Source organism: Sphingobium indicum B90A (assembly GCF_000264945.2).
Taxonomy (GTDB): domain Bacteria; phylum Pseudomonadota; class Alphaproteobacteria; order Sphingomonadales; family Sphingomonadaceae; genus Sphingobium; species Sphingobium indicum.
This window is the reverse complement of the sequence record NZ_CP013070.1, coordinates 3556682-3574994: the sequence shown is the minus strand read 5'-3', so window position 1 is coordinate 3574994 and position 18313 is coordinate 3556682. Positions and strand designations below refer to the sequence as shown.

Here is an 18313-nt window from a genome sequence, read left to right as displayed (position 1 = left end):
CCTCTGGCGCGCTTTTTTCAGCGCGTGATGTCGGACCGCATCGGACTATCCGATGCGCATGGCGGTCTGGCTCACCCCTCCCCCATGGCTGGCAGCGGATTTCTCCGATCGACCTTTGTCGTTGATCAAGAGGAGCATATCCCATGGAATTTCTTTTCGCCGACTGGCTGGGGACGCCCGCCTGGTTCTGGCTCGCCTTTTTCGCCATCGTCGTCGCGCTGACCGCCTTCGACCTCGGTTTCCTGCACAAGGAGAACAAGGAAATCGGCATCAGGGAGAGCCTGAAGCTCTCCATCTTCTACATCGGCATCGCCTGCGCTTTCGGCGCCTGGCTCTGGTTCGTGCGCGGGCCGGAGCCGGGGATGCAGTATTTCACCGGCTTCTTCATCGAAAAGGCGCTGTCGATCGACAATGTCTTCGTCATCAGCCTGATCTTCACCTATTTCGCGATTCCGGCGAAATATCAGTATCGGGCGCTGCTGTGGGGCATTATCGGCGTGATCGTGCTGCGCGGATTGATGATCGCGGGCGGGGCGATGCTGCTGCACCAGGCCTATTGGGTGCTGTACCTGTTCGCCGCCTTCCTGATCTTTACCGGCATCAGGATGATGTTCGCGGGCGACGAGCCGATGGATGTCGGCAAAAATCCGCTGATCCGCTTCATTTCGAAGCATATGCGGGTGACGCCAGAGCAGCATGGCGAACATTTCCTGGCGCGCATGACCGATCCGAAGACCGGCAAGGTCGTCATGGCGGCGACGCCGCTGCTGCTGGCGCTGGTGGTGATCAACTTCGCGGACCTGGTGTTCGCGGTGGACAGCGTGCCCGCCATCTTCGCGATCACGACCGACATGTTCATCGTCTACACGTCGAACGTGATGGCGATATTGGGCCTGCGCGCGCTCTATTTCGCGCTGGCGGCGATGGTGCACCGCTTCCACTATCTGAAATATGCGCTGGCAGCGATATTGGTGTTCATCGGCGCCAAGATATTCGTGGCGGACTTCGTGATGGACGGGGGCAAATTCCCGCCCGTCATCAGCCTGGGCGTGACCTTCGCGCTGATCGGCGTGGGGGTGGGCTGGTCGTTGTGGAAGACGCGGGGCGAGGAAAAGCTCGCCTAGGCTGTATCGACATTCAGAAGATGGCGAGCCGAAAATGGTGGTTTCCCGTGACCCGGCGCGCAGCCTACTCAAAGTAGGTGAGCACCGGAAGCACGGAAAAGCGCGATTTGCAGGCCGTCAGGGCTGAATGTCGATACAGCCTAGGGCATTTTCAAGTTGACCGTTCACGCTCAACGGCTCGGAAAATGCGACATCAAAGGACAAGAGCGTTTTCGCTCATTGCGAAAACGCTCTAGCCTTCGAAGAAGCGGGCCGCGACGTCCGGGGGCACCCGGAGGATGCGGCCCGTCTTCAGGTCGATGATCGCCCAGGTTGACTTGGCCGACACCTTCACCTTGCCGTCGGGTCCGGTGAATTCCATGTGCCGGTCGAAGCGGGCGCCGCGCGGCCCCTGCGGAATCCAGGTGCGGGCGGACACGGTTTCGCCCTGCTTCACATTGCCGCGATAGTCGATCTCATGCCGGATCACGACCCAGGCATAGGCGTCCAGATGATCCGGCGCGGCGTCGCGAGCCCAATGTTCGGTCGCGACCTGCTCCATCCACTGGACCCAGACGGCGTTGTTCACATGGCCGAGCATGTCGATATGTTCGGGACCGGCGGTGAAGTGGGTGGCGTAGGTGGAGGCCATTATCCTCTCCCTCCGTTCGGGCTGAGCCTGTCGAAGCCTCTTCCTTCTTCAAAAAAGGAGAGGCCCCCTTCGACTGCCTGCAGGCAGGCGCTCAAGACAGGCTTCGACAGGCTCAGGGCGAACCGGGGAGAGCTTGCCGCCTTCATGCTTCCTCGACGCCTAACTGCCAGAGGATGAAGGCGAATTCCTCCGCCGTTTCGTGGAGGCTTTCGAAGCGGCCGGACTTGCCGCCATGGCCCGCGCCCATATTGGTCTTGAGCAGCAGGATATTGTCGTCCGTCTTCGTGGCGCGCAGCTTCGCCACCCATTTGGCCGGTTCCCAATAGGTGACGCGGGGGTCGTTGAGGCCCGCGGTCACCATCAGCGGCGGATAGGGCTGCGCGCTCACATTGCTGTAGGGGTCGTAGGACAGGATCGTCTCGAACGCCGCCCTGTCCTCGATGGGATTGCCCCATTCGGGCCATTCGCCCGGCGTCAGCGGCAGCGTTTCGTCCAGCATGGTGTTGAGCACGTCGACGAAGGGCACATGCGCCACCACCGCGCCCCACAGGTCGGGATCGCTGTTGATGACCGCGCCCATCAGTTCGCCGCCCGCCGATCCGCCGGAGATGCTGATCCGGCCCTTCGACGTGTAGCCGCGTTCGATCAGCCCCTTGGCCACGTCCACGAAGTCGGTGAAGGTGTTGGTGCGCTTGTCCAGCTTCCCGTCCAGATACCATTGCTGGCCGAGGTCGTCGCCGCCCCGGATATGCGCCAGCGCGAAGGCGAAGCCGCGGTCCAGCAGCGACAGGCGGCTGGTGGAGAAGCCCGGCTCCATCGCGATGCCATAGGCGCCATAGCCATAGAGGTGCAGCGGCGCGCTGCCGTCGCGGGGCAGGTCCTTGGGATAGACGATGGACACCGGGATCGGCGTGCCGTCGCGGGCCGGTATCATGAGACGTTCGGTCGCATAGCGGGTCGCGTCATAGCCGGACGGGATTTCCTGGACCTTCAGGACTTCAAGATCGCCGGTCGCCAGATGATAGTCGTAGATGGTGTCGGGCGTGACCATCGATTCATAGCCGATGCGCAGCTTCGTCACGTCATATTCGGGATTATCGTCCAGCGATGCGGAATAGCTCGCCTCCGGGAAGGGAATGCGCTTGGGGCGGTGCGTGGCGTAATCGCGCAGTTCGATCTGGTCCAGGCCGTCCTGCCGCCCCTCCGTGACATAGAAGCCTTTGAACAGCGTGAAGTCGGTCAGGTAGAAATGCGCGTCCGGGGCGATGACCTCTTCCCACTCGCCGGGGCTGGCGAGCGGCGCCTTCACCAGCCGGAAATTGGGATGGGTGTCGTTGGTGCGGATGTAGAGCGTGCCGTCATGCTCATCGACATCATATTCGCGGCCGGGCTTGCGCGGGGCGACGAGCAGCGGCGGGGCGGCGGGATTGTCGGCGGGGAGCAGCCAGACCTCGCTGGTCACATGGTCGCCGGTCGCGATCACGATCCATTTTTCCGAAGAGGTGAGGCCGACCGAGACGCGGAAGCCCTCATCATCCTCATGGAACAGTTCGGCGTCGCTTTCCACCGGCTGGCCCAGCCAGTGGAGCCGGGCATTGTCGGTGCGCCACTGGTCGTTGGCGACGCCGTAGAGCAGGCCCCTGCTGTCGCTGGTCCACACCAGCGACGACAAGGTGTCGGGGATGATTTCGGGCAGGATCTCGCCGGTGAACAAGTCCTTGATCCGCGCCTCGAACCGTTCGGAGCCATTATTGTCGATGGCATAGGCGAGGTAGCGGCCGTCCGGGCTGACCGACAGCGCGCCGAGGCGGAAATAATCATGCCCCTCCGCCAGCGCGGGTTCGTCCAGGATCAACTGGTCCTCGCCGTCCTCGTCTTTGGCGGCGGCGGGCCTTCGATACCATTTGCGATATTGCGCGCCGACCTCGAAAGCGCGCCAGTAGATATAGTCGCCGTCCTTCTGCGGGACGGAACTGTCATCCTCCTTGATGCGGCCCTTCATTTCCGCGAACAGCCTGTCGGTCAGCGCCTTGCGCGGCTGCATCGCCGCTTCGAAATAGGCGTTTTCCTGCTCCAGATAGGACAGCACCTCCCCGTCCTTCACCTCCGGATAGCCGGGGTCGCGCAGCCAGGCATAGGGATCCTCCACCATGATCCCATGATGCGAGAAGCTGTGCGGGCGGCGGGCGGCGACGGGGGCTTTGGGGGATGCGGTCATTCAATGTCCTGATCTGGCGAAACGATGCTGTTCCGCTTATGTTGGCGGCCATAGGCCCTGCGCAAGAGGGCCGGCAAGTCCAAGGGAAATTTGATGTCCACTTATGAAGATCGCCTGAAAGCCCTGCGCGCCCAACTGGTGCGCGTGGCGCTGGACGGCTTTGTCGTGCCGCTGACCGACGAGCATATGAGCGAATATGTCGGCGCCTATGCGCAGCGGCTGGCCTGGCTAACCGGCTTCCAGGGATCGGCGGGCAGCGCGGTGGTGCTGCCGGAGGAAGCGGCGATCTTCGTGGACGGCCGCTATACGCTGCAGGTGCGGGAGCAGGTGGACGGCGCGCACTGGCAATATGAGAGCGTGCCGCAGACCTCCGTTGCGGCCTGGCTGGGCGAGCATGTCCCGGCGGGCGGGCGGATCGGTTACGATCCGTGGCTGCACACGCGCGCCTGGGTGAAGGCAGCGGCCGAGGCGCTGGCCGAGCGGGGCGCGGAACTGGTGGCGGTGGACACCAATCCGGTCGACGCCGTGTGGCCGGACCGGCCCGCGCCCAGCGACGCCAAGCTGGTGGTGCATGAGGACCGCTATGCCGGGCAGTCGGCGGCGGAGAAGCGGCAGGCCATGGCCGATTGGCTGGTGGCCAAGCGTGCCGACGCGGCGGTGCTGTCGGCGCTGGATTCGCTGGCCTGGACCTTCAACATCCGGGGCAAGGATGTGGAGCGGACGCCGGTGGCGCTGGCCTATGCCATCGTCCATGCCGACGCGACGGCGGACCTCTATGTCGCGCCTGAGAAGATCGACGAGGCGGTGGTGCAGCATCTGGGCAATGCGGTGCGCGTGCATGACCGCGCCGATTTCGCCGGAGCGCTGGCGGATTTCGCAGGGAAAACGGTGGTCGCCGATCCGGAGCGGGCGGTGGCCGCCATCTTCGAAGCGCTGGAGGCGGGCGGCGCGAACATATTGGCGCTGCGCGATCCGGCGGTGTTGCCCAAGGCGGTGAAGAACCCAGTCGAGATCGCCGGGCACAAGGCGGCGCAGGCCCGCGACGGCGCGGCGCTCAGCCGGTTCCTGCACTGGATCGCGACCGAGGCGTCCAAGGGCGGCGTCGATGAACTGGGCGCGGCGGCGAAGCTGGAGGCGTTCCGCAAGGAGACCGGGCTGCTGGAGGATCTGTCCTTCGACACCATTTCCGGCGCGGGGCCGAACGGCGCGGTGGTGCATTACCGGGTCGAGGAAAGGACCAACCGGCCCATAGAGACGGGCAGCTTCTATCTGGTCGATTCGGGCGGGCAATATCGCGACGGCACCACCGACGTGACGCGCACCATCGCCATCGGCACGCCGAGCGAGGAGATGAAGCGGCGCTTCACCCTGGTGCTGAAGGGGCATATCGCGCTGGGCCGCGCGCAATTCCCGAAGGGGACGCGGGGCGGGCAGCTCGACGTGCTGGCGCGGCAGTTCCTGTGGGCCGAAGGGCTGGATTACGCCCATGGCACCGGCCATGGCGTCGGCAGCTTCCTGTCGGTGCATGAGGGGCCGCAGCGGATCGCGACCTTCGGCGGCGGGGACGAACCGCTGCAGGCGGGCATGATCCTTTCCAACGAGCCGGGTTATTACAAGACCGGGGAATATGGCATCCGCATCGAAAATCTGGTGCTGGTCGAACCCCGCGACGTGCCGGGCGCGGAGCGGGAGATGCTGGGCTTCGAAACGCTGACCTTCGCGCCGATCGACCGCAACGCGATCGCGACGGAGATGCTGACGGGCGAGGAGCGCGCATGGCTGGACGCCTATCACGCCAGGGTGCTGGAGGTCGTCGGGCCGCAACTGGAGGGCGGGGCGCTCGACTGGCTCAAGGCGGCCTGCGCCCCGCTGTAGCGGAACGGGATCACCCCTTGGCGTCGTCCGGGCGCCGGGGGTTTTCCGCGTCGCGCGATTCGCGGGACTGGGCCTTGCGGCGACGCAGATTGTCCCGCAACGCCTGCGCCAAGCGCTCTTTCCGTTCGTCCTGACCGTTTGTCATGGCCCGCCCATAATCAAATTGCATCTTCCGCCGCAAGCCGCCTTGACATGGCGCGAGGAGGCAGCCATAGGCCCGGCTCCGCCGGCGCGATAAGCCGGATGGAACTGAAATAGTGCTGCCGTAGCTCAGTGGTAGAGCGCATCCTTGGTAAGGCTGAGGTCGCGAGTTCAATCCTCGCCGGCAGCACCATTTTTCCCCAGCAGATCAGCCATTTGGACAGCCGGCATGCGATGGCGGCAGGCGCGGTTCCGCCGTCAGCTCTTGCCCGCGCCATCCTGCGGGGGCAGGTCGGCGTCGGCTGCATCCAGCTTCGCCGCGTGCCGAAATCATCCCACGCTGTAGCCCCTTTCCATCCACGCGGGACGCGTCGAACCGCTGGCGGGCCGGTTCTACGCGCCACCGTCGGCGCCGGCCTGGTTCATGGCGCAATGGTGAACGATATTCGCATTATGAAATTTCTGTGATAGATATTCGCAACGGGTGAACGCTTTTTGCAAGGCGGCCTAGGGTGTGTGGGGATTCAGTTCAGGGCGCGGCGAAAATAGTGGATTTCGAGAACCGGCGCGCAGCGTACTTCAGTACGTGAGCACCGGAAGCGCAGGAAGCCGCTATTTGCAGCCCGCCATGGACTGAATCCCTACACACCCTAGACCAGGTGAATGTTCTTCGCAGGATCGATCATGAGTGAATGGCTTTCGCAACCAGTGACTGACTTTCGCGGGCGGCCGCTTGCCGAGCCGGGAACGCCCGCCGGCTACGCGGCGCTGATCGAACGCTATGGCCTTCGCCTGCCGCTGCCCGCCCGCCTGGCCGCGATCGCCGAGCGGCATCATCCTCGATCCACCGCCGAATGGCAGATGATGACGCCGCGGCACATGCCCGACGCGACACTGATCGGCCATCTGACATTCGCTTTCCGCTATGAAGGCATCGATCTTTCCGTTCTTGCCCAGCTTTTCCGGGCCGAGGAGCCGGATGCGTTCGCCCGGATCGTGCGCGATGCGCCGACGGGCAGCTTCGCTCGCCGGATCTGGTTTCTCTACGAATGGATGACCGGCGACCGGCTGGACGTGCCGGATGCCGGCAAGGTGCGCCTGGTGCCGGTCGTCGATACAAGGCTGCAACTGGCGCTGACGGACGGCGTTGCGTCGCCGCGCCATCGCGTCGCCAACAACCTGCCCGGCACGCCGCGATATTGCCCGATGGTGCGCAGGACCGACGCGATCCTCGCCTATGAGGCGCAGGCATTCGACGAGCGAGCGCGCGCCGTGGTCGGGCGCATTCGCGCCGACCTCGTCGCCCGCGCCGCCGCCTTCCTGCTGCTCAACGATTCGAAGTCCTCCTTCGCCATCGAAGGGGAGAAGCCTTCGGGAACCAGAGCCGCCCGCTGGGGACAGGCGATCGCCGAAGCCGGGTCGCGGCCGCTGAGCCTGGCGGAGTTCGACCGGCTGCAACGCATCGTCATCGGCGATCAACGCTTCGTCCGGCTGGGCCTTCGCGAAGAGGATGGGTTCGTCGGCGTCCACGACCGGGAGACGGGATTGCCCGTGCCCGACCATGTCAGCGCCCGCGAAAGCGATCTGCGCGATCTCGTGGAGGGTCTGGTCGCCTATTCGGCGCGAGCCGTCGCCGGCGGCATGGACCCGGTCGCGGCGGCGGCCGTGCTCGCTTTCGGCTTTGTCTACATCCACCCCTATGTCGACGGAAACGGCCGCCTGCATCGCTGGCTCTTTCACCACGTCCTGGCGTCCGCGGGCTTCAATCCGCCGGGCATGGTGTTCCCGATCAGCGCGGTGATCCTGCGCCGGATCGACGCGTACAAGAGCACGCTCACCTCCTATTCGGGACCGCTGCTTCCCTTCATCGAATGGGAACCGACGCCGGAGGGCAATGTGCGGGTGCTGAACGACACGGCCGACTTCTACCGATTTTTCGACGCCACCGCGCATGTCGAATTCCTGTACGCCTGCGTCCAGCAGACCATCGAGGAGGACCTGCCCCGCGAAGCTCGCTTCCTCGAAGCCTTCGACAGCTTCAACGAGGCGGTGCAGCAGATCGTCGACATGCCCACCGGCCAGGTCGAACTGCTGCTGAAGTTTCTGGAGCAGAATGAGGGACGCCTGTCGCAGCGTGCCCGATCGAGGGAATTCGAGGCGCTCACCCCCGCCGAAGTCGAACGGGTGGAGGCAGTCTACGCAGATACGTTTGGGCCTGAAAAGGTCGGCGATCACCCGCACCTGCCGGAGGGCCGTGATCGCCAATAAGCGGAAAACCGATTCCCGCTTTTTCAAGATGTTATAGGTCGCGTGGATAAATTCGAAATGTCGGGAAATGGCCAGTTGCGGACATCAGTTTCCCGTCACCCCGGACTTGATCCGGGGTCCCGCTTTCTTTCTGAGTCCGCGCCCAGCCCAAGGCAGCGGGACCCCGGGTCAAGCCCGGGGTGACGAATAGGGGGAGCGGTGACGAATAGGGGAATGACGGCTTCCCACCCAAATCACTCAGTCCGGCGAGTCTTGAATTTGTCCACGCTGCCTAGATGCGGACGATCAGTGTTCCGGCATTGCGCCCGTTGAAAATGTCGACGAACGCGTCGGGTATGCGCTCGAACCCGTCGCGCATATCATAACGATTGCGCAGCCGTCCTTCAGCTTCCCATTGTCGTATCGATGCAATCGCGGACGCATAGTCGTCGGCATAGTCCCCGAAGACAAAGCCCTGCATCCGAATCCGCCCATAGACCAGCTTCATCATATCCCTGGGTCCGGCGGCCGGTTCAGTTGAATCATAGGCGGCCAATTGTCCGCAAAGCACGATGCGGCCATGGGGCGCCATCCGGTCGACCGCAGCCTGCAGCACGTCGCCGCCCACATTGTCGAAGAAGATGTTTATGCCGTCGGGACTGGCATGCTTCAAGGCCGATGGGAGGTCTGCCGAGCGGTAGTCGATGGCGACCTCCGCCCCGACGTCCTCCTTCAGCCAACGGCATTTTTCCGGGCCGCCCGCCACCGCAATGACCCGGCAGCCAGCGATGCGGGCCATCTGGCACGCCATCGCGCCGACCGATCCGGCCGCGCCGGATACGAGCACGGTCATGCCGGGCTTTGGCTCCCCCACCGCGAAGAGGCCGAAATAGGCGGTCAGGCTGTTGGGCGAATAAAGCGTCATCGCGTCGACCGGATCCATCCAAGTCTCTATTGGCGTGACGGGCACGGCAGCCTCGTCCGGACGCAGGACGGCAAAGTCCTGCCAGGGCGCGACCGCCGTCAACCATTGCCCCTCCGCAAAGCGCGGGTGACGCGACGCCAGCACTTCGACCGCCGCCATGCCCCGGATCGGATCGCCGATGCCGATCGCGCCGCGATAGCTGCGTTCGGGCGGGTTCAGCCAGTTGCGGATCGTCGGCGCGCAGGAGATGATCCGCGTGCGGACGAGAATGTCGCCTTCCTGCAGGGCGGGCATGTCGAATGCTTGCTCCCGATAGGCGAAGTCGCTGGCCCGCACCGCGCCTTCGGGCCTTTGCGCAAGCACCCAGGAGCGATTGAGGGTCACGATCCGTCGCCGAACCGCCGCCCCGCCTCCGCCAGCCGCACGAGCAGCGGCGCGGGGCAGAAGGTTTCGCCATGCACCGCCTCAAGCCGGCGCATCTCCACGACGATCCGGTCCAGCCCCACCTGATCGGCCCAGAAAAGCGGTCCACCGCGATAGACCGGCCAGTTATAGCCCAGCACGGCCGCTATATCGATGTCGGAGGCGCGCAGCGCGATGCCTTCCTCCAGGATCTTCGCGCCCTCGTTGACGACCGGATAGAGCAGCCGCGCAAGCAGCGCTTCGTCGCCCGACGTGGGGGCATGCGCGACGCCCCGGGCTGCCGCCACCTCCTTTATCAGGCTGTCTGTCACGTCCGAAGGACGCGAGCGCCGCTTCTCGTCATAATCATAATAGCCCGCGCCGCCCTTCTGGCCCAGCCGACCGGCGGTGACCAGATCGCCCATCACGGTCCGTTCCGTCGCGTTCCGGCCAATGACGTCCAGCCCGACCAGATCCATCATCTGGAAATGGCCCATGGCAAAGCCGTAATCGACGAGCACGCGGTCGATCTCCGCAATCGGCGTGCCTTCCAGCATCATCGCTTCGGCCTGAGCGCCGCGCGGAGCCAGCAGACGGTTGGCGATGAAGCCGTCGCACACCCCGCTCAGCACCGCCACCTTGCCGATCCGCTTGGCGAGCCGCATCGCCGTCGCGACCACGGGCTTGGACGTTGCCGCGCCTCGCACCACCTCCAGCAGGCGCATGACATTGGCGGGCGAGAAGAAGTGGAGGCCGACGACCCATTCCGGCCGGCTGGTCGCCGCGGCGATGCGATTGAGGTCGAGGAAGGAGGTGTTGGACGCCAGGATCGTGCCCGCTTTGGCGATCCGGTCGAGCCTGGCGAAGATGTCCGTCTTGACGTCCATGCTCTCATAGACGGCTTCGATGATGAGATCGGCGTCAGCAAGCGCGGCGAGGTCGAGGCTGGGCGATATCAGCGCCATGCGCTGTTCCACCTGCGCACCCGTCATCCGCCCCTTGGCGGCCGTCGCCTCATAGTTGCGGCGGATGGTGGCGATGCCGCGATCCAGCGCTTCCTGGCTGGTTTCGACCAGCGTGACGGGGATGCCCGCGTTCAGGAAGTTCATCGTGATGCCGCCGCCCATCGTGCCCGCGCCGATGACGCCGACCGACCGGATGTCGATCGCGGATATGTCGGGACCGATGTCGGGAACGCGGGCCGCCTCCCGCTCGGCGAAGAAGACATGGCGCTGGGCGGCGGACTCCGGGCTGGCGACCAGCCGTTCGAACAGGGCGGTTTCCTTCGCCAGCCCCTCCTCGAAGGGGAGGGTCACTGCCGCCTCGACGGCCTCGATAATGGCGGCGGGCGCGACGAACCCCTTGAACCGGCGCGCATGTGCGGCGGCGAAGGCGGTGAACAGGTCCGGGCGATCCCTATCGGCCTGGAGCGCGTCGGCCCGGTCACGTATCCGCGGTTTCGCGCCGCCATCGGCCACGACGCGGCGCGCGAAGGCCAGCGCCTCTTCCGCCAAGGCCGCGTCGTCGACCACGGCATCGACCAGGCCGAGCGAAAGGGCTTCGGCCGCCTTGATCTGCCGCCCCGACGTGATGATTTCGAGCGCCGCCTCCGTGCCGACGATCCGGGGCACGCGCTGGGTGCCGCCCGCGCCGGGGAGCAGGCCCAGATGCACCTCCGGCAGGCCGACCTTCGCGCTCCGCGCCGCCACCCGATAGTGGCAGGTGAGCGCCAGTTCGAAACCGCCGCCAAGCGCCGTGCCGTGAATGGCGGCGATGACGGGCTTGGGCGCATCGTCCAGCATCGCGCAGAGGTCGGGCAAGGACGGCGGCTGCCAGGGCTGGCCGAATTCGGTGATGTCCGCGCCGGCGATGAAGGTCCGCCCGGCGCAGAGCAACAGGATGGCGCCAACCTCTTCGTCGCCGAACGCCTGTTCGAGTCCGGCCTGCAATCCCTGCCGCAGGGGCGCGGAGAGCGCGTTCACCGGCGGATTGTCGAGCGTGATCAGGGCGACGCCGTCGACGACGACGCTGGTTGCGGTCTGCTTCATGTCATGCGTCCTGTCTGGTGGGCGGCTCCGCGCGCCTGCGGGCGACCTCCTCCACGGCGATGGCGGCCATCGCCTTCTTGTCGAGCTTGCCGGTGGCGGTGACGGCCATCGCCTCGACCAGCACCAGATGTTCAGGCCATTTCTTGCGGGACAAACCCTGCTGCGAGAGATGGTCGAGCAGCGCGGGCAGGTCGATGCTCCCGTCATCGCTCCGCAGCCGGCAGACGGCGCAGGCCTGTTCGCCCAGCTTGCGTTCGGGCACCGCGACCACCGCCACCTCCGCAACGGCGGGATGGCGCAGCAGCGCCGCCTCCACCTCGGCCGGGTCGATGTTGAATCCGCCGCGAATGATCTGGTCCTTGATGCGGCCGACCACCCGGACGAAGCCGTCCTGATCGCGGACGATCTCGTCGCCGGTCAGGTAGAAGCCGTCGGGCGTCATGCGCTCCTGCCCCGCCCCCATGCCCTGCGCATAGCCCAGGAAGAGGGAGGGGCCGCGCACGCCCGCCTGACCCCGGCTGCCGCGCGGCAGGGGGCGCAGATCGGCGTCGAACGCCTCCTCCTGCGTGCCGGGAAAGGGGATGCCGTCGAAAAGCTGACGGCGTTCCAGCGAATGGGACGGATGGGTGGAGGCATGGCCCATGCATTCGGACATGCCGAACATGCGCAGCGCCTTGAGGCCAAGCAGCCGGTCGGCGTCCTCGATCAGTTCCGGCGTCATCGCGCTGCCGCCCACCGCCATGGCGCGAAGGGGCAGGCGGCCGCTCCATTCGCCAAGCCGGGCGGCCTCCACCATCGTGAACAGATGCGTCGGCACCGCAATCGCCCAGCCGCAGCCATAGCGTTCGGCCCGCCGCAGCGCTTCGGCGGGCACCCATGGGTCGACCAGCACCAGCGGATGCCCCAAGGACAGCGCAAAATGCGCCGTGAAAGTGAAGCCCGGTGCACTGTCGAGCGGGACGATGCCCAGGATCGCGTCGTCCGGTTGCAGGCCCGCTATGGCTGAACAGGCGCGGGTAGCATAATTCAGGGCTTCCGGGCCGTGCATCACCCCCTTGGGCACCCCGGTGCTGCCGGAGGTGAAGCCGATGAGCGCGGTGTCGCGATCGCGGGGGTCGCTCGATCGTTCGCCGACAGCAGCGAAAATATCGGGCAGGGCGCTGCCGGCTCCGCTCACCTTGACGACATGGCCGAGCGAGGATTCGAGCAAGGCAAGGTCGCCCGCTCCGAGCTTTGGCGATACCGGGCAGAAGATCGCCTGCAGCGACGATATGGCGAGCGCCGTGGCGATTGTCGCGGGGCTTTTGTGCGCGGTGACGAGGACGCGGTCGCCCGGCTCTACGCCTGCCCCTTTCAGCAAGGCCGCGATTTCAATCGCCTGCTCCCGCAATTCCCCCCGGCTCCACAGTCGGTCGTCGCAATCCGCCAGGGCAAGCGCGTCCGGTTGGGCGTCGGCACGGCGTGCGAATTGCGGCCAGAGCCGCTCGGCATCCCATTCGAACGGCGGATGGCTTTGCTCCTCAGGCAAGGGATTGGCCTCCGTCGACCAGGAAGGTCTGGCCCGTGATGAAACTGCCCGCGTCCGACGCCAGCAGGGCCAGCGTGCCCGCCACCTCCTCCGGGCGGCCGAAGCGGCGCATCAATATGCCCGCCCGCGTCCTTTCCTGAATGGCGGGATCGAGCGTTTCGGTCATCCCGGTCTCGATGGAGCCCGGCGCGATGGCGTTGACGCGGATATTGTGCCCGGCCCATTGGGCGGCGAGATCGCTCGTTAGGTGAACGATCGCCGCCTTGCTGGTGGTATAGGGAACGACCTGCCCCGCGTCCGGCTGATAGGACAGGAATGCGCCCACCGACGCGATGTTTACGATGGCGCCGCCGCCCGCCGAGATCATGTGGCGCGCGGCGTGGCGGCAGGCGAGGAAGGTGCCGGTCACATTGACGTCCATCACCTTCTGCCAGCCCTTGAGCGGGATGTCCTGCGGCAGTCCCCACCAGGACGCGCCTGCATTGTTGATGAGGATGTCGAGCCCGCCCAGCCGGTCGATCGTTCCCGCGACCGCCGCCTCCACCGACGCCTCGTCGGCGATGTTGCAGGAAAGGCCGACGGCCGGAACACGGAACCGTTCGGCTATGCCGGCCGCCAGATCGGCGCAGTCGGCCTCCGTGCGGGAGGCGAGGGCGACGGCGCAGCCCAGGTCCGCCAGCGTCGCGGCCATGGCTTCGGCCAGCGCGCCGCGTCCGCCGGTGATGAGCGCGCGCTTGCCGTCCAGACGGAATTGCGCGGCGGTGAAACCGGGGTTCCAGTCAGCCATGATTGTCTCCGGCAAGCAGATCGACCTCATCAGTGATGAGGATGATGCGCCGACCGCCCATGCCCTTGGTCTGGGCGGTCGCCGCCTTCCATTCGGGCGAGGCGAAGGCGGCGTCGAGCGCCGCCTGATCGGCAAAGGTCAGCACGGCATGGCCGTCCCAGCCCGGCGCTTCAGGATTGTCATAATCCTTCGTCACCGCGCCATGTCTATAGGCTATCAGCCCCGGCAGCACCCTGGCGGCGTCGGCATGCGGCCCACGCCACCAGGTTGTGAACCGCTCCTGCGTCCAGTCCTGCGGCCGGCTGGCCAGGACGACCATGCTGACCGCCACGGCTTACTTGCCCGTCCAGACCGGCTGGCGCTTCTCGAGGAACGCCGCGACGCCTTCCTTCGCATCGGCGGAGTGATGCACGACGTTGCAGGTCATCGTCTCCAGCGTGATGAGCGAGTTGGTGTCGGCGTCCATGCCGCGATTGACCGCCATCTTGGTCATCCACATGCAGAAGGGGCTCTTGTCGATCAGCGGCGCGCAGAAATCCTGGATCAACTGCTCCAACTGGTCGCTGGGCGCCGAGGCGTTGCACAGGCCCCATTCGACGCATTCCTTGCCCGACAGCAGCTTGCCGGTCAGCATCAGTTCCTTCGACTTGCGCATGCCGATATAGCGCGGCAGGCGATAGATCGGGCCGGCGCCGCCGAACAAGGCGCGGCGGATGTGGAAGTCGCCGATCTTGGCGTCGTCGGCGGCGATGCCGAAGTCGCAGGAGATGAAAAGCTCGAACCCGCCGGCAACCGCATAACCCTCGACGCAGGCGATGGTCGGCTTCTTCATGTTGTAGATCTTGTCATAGGTGCGCGCCGAGTCGATCGCGAGCTGAAGCGAGGTGCTGGTTTCGTGCAGCACCGGACCCACAAGCTGCCCGAGGTCCGCGCCGGCGCAGAAGGTGTGGCCGCGACCGCGGAACACGACGGCCAGCACCGAATCGTCCTCGGCCGCCTTGTCCACCGCCGCCTCAAGGTCGCGCAGAAGCTGGGGGCTGACGCAATTCTTCACATGGGGACGGTTGAGCCAGATCGTGCAGATGCCGTTATCGGCCACTTCATATTGGATGACGTCCTTTTCCGGTTCCATGTAACTCTCTCCTTGGCAAAGATGTGAAAAGATCGGTCGTTTTCAGCGGGCGATGCCGCCTTCTTCGGGCGGGGCAAGCATGCCGCCCACCGCCATCCAGGCGGCGATCCCCGCCGACGGAATGGCGCAGAGCACCGCTTCGGCAATTTCCTCGTCGCTCGCGCCTGCATTGCGCGCGCCGCGCACATGGGTCGCGGCCATGGGACTGTATCCGGCCGCCAATATGGCGAGCAGGAGCAGTTCGCCATATTTGGCGGACAGCGGGTTGGCGTCGATGCTGCCCCGCCGCATGAGATAATAGGCGTCCGCCGCTTCTGGCGCCAGGCGCATCAACGCGCCGAGCGGCGCCGGGATGTTCCCTGCCCAATAGGCCCGGAAATTGGCTTCCGCCTCTCCCTCCGCCGCCTTGGGCAGGGGTTGCGGGTCCGGCGCCTGGGCGTCGCCGAAACTCTCCTTGATGATCTGCGCGAAATCGAGCGCCGCAGCCTCGCCGCGGAGGCTGGACAGCACGATGAGGCCAGCGGTCGCCTCCTTCGATGTCAGGCCCAGCGTTACGCCGCGTTCCAGTTCCCGGCGCGCAAGGGGCAAATGACGGCGATCGACGGCAGCCACCGCTGCGAACAGCGCTTTCAGACGAGCGGGCACCGCGCCGTCCGACTCGATCACCGATCGGAAAATGTCATATCCTGCAAGCGTGTACGGCGCATAGCCCCGCAACAGGGCGACTTCCATGAGTGGGCTGTTCGTCATCGCTTGCTCTCCTGCGATCCAGATGATCGACCGACTGGTCGGGCGTCAACCAAAAATTTCTCTCCTAACCAGTTTGACAGCCGACCAGTCGGTCGACTACTTATCACTCGACCGATCGGTCGGGTGAGTATTAGAACATGAGCAGGCCGGCTCGAATCCGGCGGCATATCTGGAGCGGATGCGTGGATTTCGAACAGTCGGCCAAATCCAGGGAATGGATGGAGCGCGTAAGGGCGTTCATGGAGGAGCATATCGTTCCTGCCGTTCCGGTCTATCACCAACAGTCCGCCGCGATCGACCGCTGGACCGAGATCCCGCCCGTATTCGACGAACTCAAGGACAAGGCGCGGCAGGCGGGGCTGTGGAACATCTTCATGCCGCCATCTGAGCATGACGACGAATTTTTCACCAGCGTCGGCCTTACCAACGTCGAATATGCGCCGATCGCCGAGCTGATGGGGCGCATTTCCTTTGCGTCCGAAGTGTTCAACTGCATGGCGCCGGACACCGGCAATTTCGAGGTGCTGCATCGTTACGGCACGGCCGAGCAGAAGCAGCGCTTCATGGTGCCGCTGCGTGACGGGAAGACCCGGTCCGCCTTCCTGATGACCGAACCGGCCGTCGCCTCCTCCGACGCGCGGAACATCCAGACCGACATTCGCCGCGACGGCGGCGACTATGTCATCAACGGCCGGAAATGGTGGTCGTCGGGCGCGGGCCATCCGCGCTGCGACTTCTTCATCGTCATGGGCAAGACCGACCCGGACGCCGCGCCCTACCGGCAGCAATCGATGATCCTGGTGCCGCGCGACACGCCCGGCGTGACGCTTGTGCGGCATCTGCCCGTCTTTGGCTACGACCACGCCCCGCACGGGCATTTCGAGGTGGCGCTGGAGAATGTCCGCGTGCCGGCGGAGAATATGCTGCTCGGCGAAGGTTGCGGCTTCGAAATCGCACAGGGGCGCCTTGGTCCCGGACGCATCCACCACACGATGCGCAACATCGCGACAATGGAAGTCGCGCTGGAGAAGATGTGCCGCCGCCTCCTTTCGCGACGGGCCTTCGGCAAGGCGATCGCCGAACATTCGGTCTGGGAGGAGCGGATCGCCCGCGCCCGTTGCGAGATCGAGATGGCGCGCCTGCTGTGCCTGAAGGCCGCCCACATGATGGACACGGTCGGCAACAAGGCCGCGCGCGCCGAAATCGCGATGATCAAGATCGCCGCGCCCAAAATGGCGCAGCAAATCGTCGACGACGCGATCCAGGCGCATGGCGGCGGTGGCGTCAGCGACGATTTCGGCCTGGCGGAGCTTTGGGCCAACACCCGCATCGTGCGGCTGACCGATGGACCCGACGAGGTCCATGAACGCCAGCTCGCCCGGATGGAACTGGCCAAATATGCGGAAGGGGCGGCATCGTGAGCGCTGCGCAGCCCGCTGCGACGATCGGCTCGACCGTGGATGTCGCCGCGAACAGCGCCTTCGACGAAGCCCGTCTTGCCGCTTATCTGGCGGGCCGGATCGCGGATTTTTCCGGACCCATGCGCGTCCAGCGGTTCGAGGGCGGACAATCCAACCCGACCTTCCTCCTGTCGACGCAGGACCAAAGCTACGTCCTGCGGCGCAAGCCCGCGGGCATATTGCTGAAGTCCGCCCATGCGGTGGATCGCGAATATCGCATCACCATGGCCCTGCACGAAGCCGGCCTGCCGGTCGCCGAGCCGCTGCTGCTGTGCGAGGACGAGGATGTCATCGGCAGCATCTTCTACGTGATGCGCTACGTTCCGGGGCGCAGTTTCTGGGATCCGCGCATGCCGGGCCTCGACCGGGCTGAACGCGCCGCCATCTACGATTCCGCCAATGAAACGCTTGCCCGCCTGCATCTGGTCGATTTCACGGCGCTCGGCCTGGCCGACTATGGCAAGCCGGGCAATTATTTCGCGCGGCAGATTTCGCGCTGGTCGCGGCAATATGAAGCCTCGCGCACCCGCGACATTCCCGAAATGGACCGGCTTGTCGCCTGGTTGCCGGATGCGGTGCCCGCCACGGAGGAGCGCACCACGATCATTCATGGCGACTATTCCTTCCACAATCTGCTCGTTCACCCGACCGAGCCGCGGGTGTCGGCTGTCATAGACTGGGAATTGTCGACCCTGGGCGATCCGCTCGGCGACCTCACCTACCATATGATGGAGTGGTTCAGGCCGGAGGGCGTTGACGTGCGCGGAACCCTGCGCGGCGCCGATCTTGCCGCGCTCGGCATTCCCACGGCCGAAGATTATGCCCGGCGCTATTGCGAGCGGACCGGCCTTCGCTGCGATCCGACGCACCCCTTCTACCGCGCCTTCAACCTGTTCCGGGTGGCCGCCATTTTGCAGGGCATAGCCGGCCGGGCGCGCGACGGCGTGCAGACCGCAAGCAATGCCGGCGACATCGTCACGCGGATCGAACCGCTCGCCAAGGCCGCCTGGCTGGCGGCGCAGGAGGCTGGCGCGCGCTGATCTGC

General features: G+C 65.5%; 15 protein-coding genes and 1 tRNA gene. 6 read left to right on the top strand and 10 right to left on the bottom strand.

Going from position 1 to position 18313, the window contains the following annotated elements; genetic code table 11:
• Positions 1-143: 143 nt before the first annotated feature.
• Entirely contained in the window at positions 144-1124 is a 981-nt protein-coding gene (locus tag SIDU_RS17300) for a TerC family protein (protein WP_007685481.1), read from the top strand.
• A 232-nt stretch (positions 1125-1356) separates the two neighbouring features.
• Here the strand turns inward: SIDU_RS17300 and SIDU_RS17295 are convergent, their stop codons facing one another.
• Both SIDU_RS17295 and SIDU_RS17290 read right to left on the bottom strand, forming a co-directional pair.
• Complete coding sequence (locus tag SIDU_RS17295) at positions 1357-1755, bottom strand: acyl-CoA thioesterase (RefSeq protein WP_025771262.1); 399 nt, start codon at positions 1753-1755, stop codon at positions 1357-1359.
• Positions 1756-1897: 142 nt separating this feature from the next.
• Complete coding sequence (locus SIDU_RS17290) at positions 1898-3973, bottom strand: S9 family peptidase (RefSeq protein WP_007682862.1); 2076 nt, start codon at positions 3971-3973, stop codon at positions 1898-1900.
• Positions 3974-4066: 93 nt separating this feature from the next.
• Here SIDU_RS17290 and SIDU_RS17285 point away from each other — a divergent pair, with 93 nt between their 5' ends.
• Positions 4067-5848 carry an aminopeptidase P family protein gene (locus SIDU_RS17285; RefSeq protein ID WP_007682864.1) on the top strand — a complete coding sequence of 594 codons (1782 nt, stop codon included), beginning with the start codon at positions 4067-4069 and terminating at the stop codon, positions 5846-5848.
• A gap of 10 nt (positions 5849-5858) precedes the next feature.
• Here SIDU_RS17285 and SIDU_RS20255 read toward each other — a convergent pair whose 3' ends face one another.
• Positions 5859-5993 (bottom strand): hypothetical protein, encoded by a 135-nt coding sequence (locus SIDU_RS20255; RefSeq protein WP_257787142.1) that lies wholly within the window; start codon positions 5991-5993, stop codon positions 5859-5861.
• A gap of 114 nt (positions 5994-6107) precedes the next feature.
• Here SIDU_RS20255 and SIDU_RS17280 point away from each other — a divergent pair.
• Positions 6108-6182: transfer RNA gene (locus SIDU_RS17280), tRNA-Thr, on the top strand.
• Between the two features lie 515 nt (positions 6183-6697).
• Positions 6698-8257 (top strand): Fic family protein, encoded by a 1560-nt coding sequence (locus SIDU_RS17275; protein WP_233431851.1) that lies wholly within the window; start codon positions 6698-6700, stop codon positions 8255-8257.
• A 271-nt stretch (positions 8258-8528) separates the two neighbouring features.
• On the opposite strand, the gene SIDU_RS17270 is transcribed toward SIDU_RS17275, so the two are convergent.
• Genes SIDU_RS17270 through SIDU_RS17240 form a run of 7 tightly spaced genes read right to left on the bottom strand, consistent with a single transcriptional unit; the run spans position 8529 to position 15808 of the window.
• On the bottom strand, positions 8529-9545 hold the full coding sequence (locus tag SIDU_RS17270) for an NADP-dependent oxidoreductase (protein ID WP_007682869.1): 1017 nt from the start codon (positions 9543-9545) through the stop codon (positions 8529-8531).
• On the bottom strand, positions 9542-11611 hold the full coding sequence (locus SIDU_RS17265; protein WP_007682871.1) for a 3-hydroxyacyl-CoA dehydrogenase NAD-binding domain-containing protein: 2070 nt from the start codon (positions 11609-11611) through the stop codon (positions 9542-9544). Before SIDU_RS17265 ends, SIDU_RS17270 begins: the two co-directional genes overlap by 4 nt.
• 1 nt (position 11612) lies before the next feature.
• The gene (locus SIDU_RS17260; protein ID WP_007682874.1) at positions 11613-13139 is read right to left on the bottom strand and encodes a class I adenylate-forming enzyme family protein; all 1527 of its coding nucleotides are present in this window, start codon (positions 13137-13139) and stop codon (positions 11613-11615) included.
• Positions 13132-13926, bottom strand: coding sequence for an SDR family NAD(P)-dependent oxidoreductase (locus SIDU_RS17255; protein ID WP_007682875.1), 795 nt, complete (start codon positions 13924-13926; stop codon positions 13132-13134). The genes SIDU_RS17260 and SIDU_RS17255 overlap by 8 nt, the downstream gene beginning before the upstream one ends.
• The gene (locus SIDU_RS17250; RefSeq protein WP_007682877.1) at positions 13919-14257 is read right to left on the bottom strand and encodes an EthD family reductase; all 339 of its coding nucleotides are present in this window, start codon (positions 14255-14257) and stop codon (positions 13919-13921) included. Before SIDU_RS17250 ends, SIDU_RS17255 begins: the two co-directional genes overlap by 8 nt.
• A 3-nt stretch (positions 14258-14260) precedes the next feature.
• Positions 14261-15058: an enoyl-CoA hydratase/isomerase family protein gene (locus SIDU_RS17245; protein ID WP_007682879.1), complete on the bottom strand. Its 798-nt coding sequence runs from the start codon at positions 15056-15058 to the stop codon at positions 14261-14263.
• A 42-nt stretch (positions 15059-15100) separates the two neighbouring features.
• A complete protein-coding gene (locus SIDU_RS17240; RefSeq protein WP_007682880.1) occupies positions 15101-15808 on the bottom strand; it encodes a carboxymuconolactone decarboxylase family protein in 708 nt (235 codons plus the stop codon).
• A gap of 182 nt (positions 15809-15990) precedes the next feature.
• Here SIDU_RS17240 and SIDU_RS17235 point away from each other — a divergent pair, with 182 nt between their 5' ends.
• Together SIDU_RS17235 and SIDU_RS17230 are read left to right on the top strand one after the other, a co-directional pair.
• Entirely contained in the window at positions 15991-17229 is a 1239-nt protein-coding gene (locus SIDU_RS17235) for an acyl-CoA dehydrogenase family protein (RefSeq protein ID WP_007682881.1), read from the top strand.
• Positions 17226-18308: a phosphotransferase family protein gene (locus SIDU_RS17230; protein ID WP_007682882.1), complete on the top strand. Its 1083-nt coding sequence runs from the start codon at positions 17226-17228 to the stop codon at positions 18306-18308. Before SIDU_RS17235 ends, SIDU_RS17230 begins: the two co-directional genes overlap by 4 nt.
• Positions 18309-18313 lie beyond the last annotated feature (5 nt).

Bases quoted from the DNA above. Each gene is read 5' to 3' on its own strand.
- SIDU_RS17300 (WP_007685481.1), top strand. From the start codon at position 144: ATGGAATTTCTTTTCGCCGACTGGCTGGGGACGCCCGCCTGGTTCTGG.
- SIDU_RS17295 (WP_025771262.1), bottom strand. From the start codon at position 1,755: ATGGCCTCCACCTACGCCACCCACTTCACCGCCGGTCCCGAACATATC.
- SIDU_RS17290 (WP_007682862.1), bottom strand. From the start codon at position 3,973: ATGACCGCATCCCCCAAAGCCCCCGTCGCCGCCCGCCGCCCGCACAGC.
- SIDU_RS17285 (WP_007682864.1), top strand. From the start codon at position 4,067: ATGTCCACTTATGAAGATCGCCTGAAAGCCCTGCGCGCCCAACTGGTG.
- SIDU_RS20255 (WP_257787142.1), bottom strand. From the start codon at position 5,993: ATGACAAACGGTCAGGACGAACGGAAAGAGCGCTTGGCGCAGGCGTTG.
- SIDU_RS17265 (WP_007682871.1), bottom strand. From the start codon at position 11,611: ATGAAGCAGACCGCAACCAGCGTCGTCGTCGACGGCGTCGCCCTGATC.
- SIDU_RS17255 (WP_007682875.1), bottom strand. From the start codon at position 13,926: ATGGCTGACTGGAACCCCGGTTTCACCGCCGCGCAATTCCGTCTGGAC.
- SIDU_RS17245 (WP_007682879.1), bottom strand. From the start codon at position 15,058: ATGGAACCGGAAAAGGACGTCATCCAATATGAAGTGGCCGATAACGGC.
- SIDU_RS17240 (WP_007682880.1), bottom strand. From the start codon at position 15,808: ATGACGAACAGCCCACTCATGGAAGTCGCCCTGTTGCGGGGCTATGCG.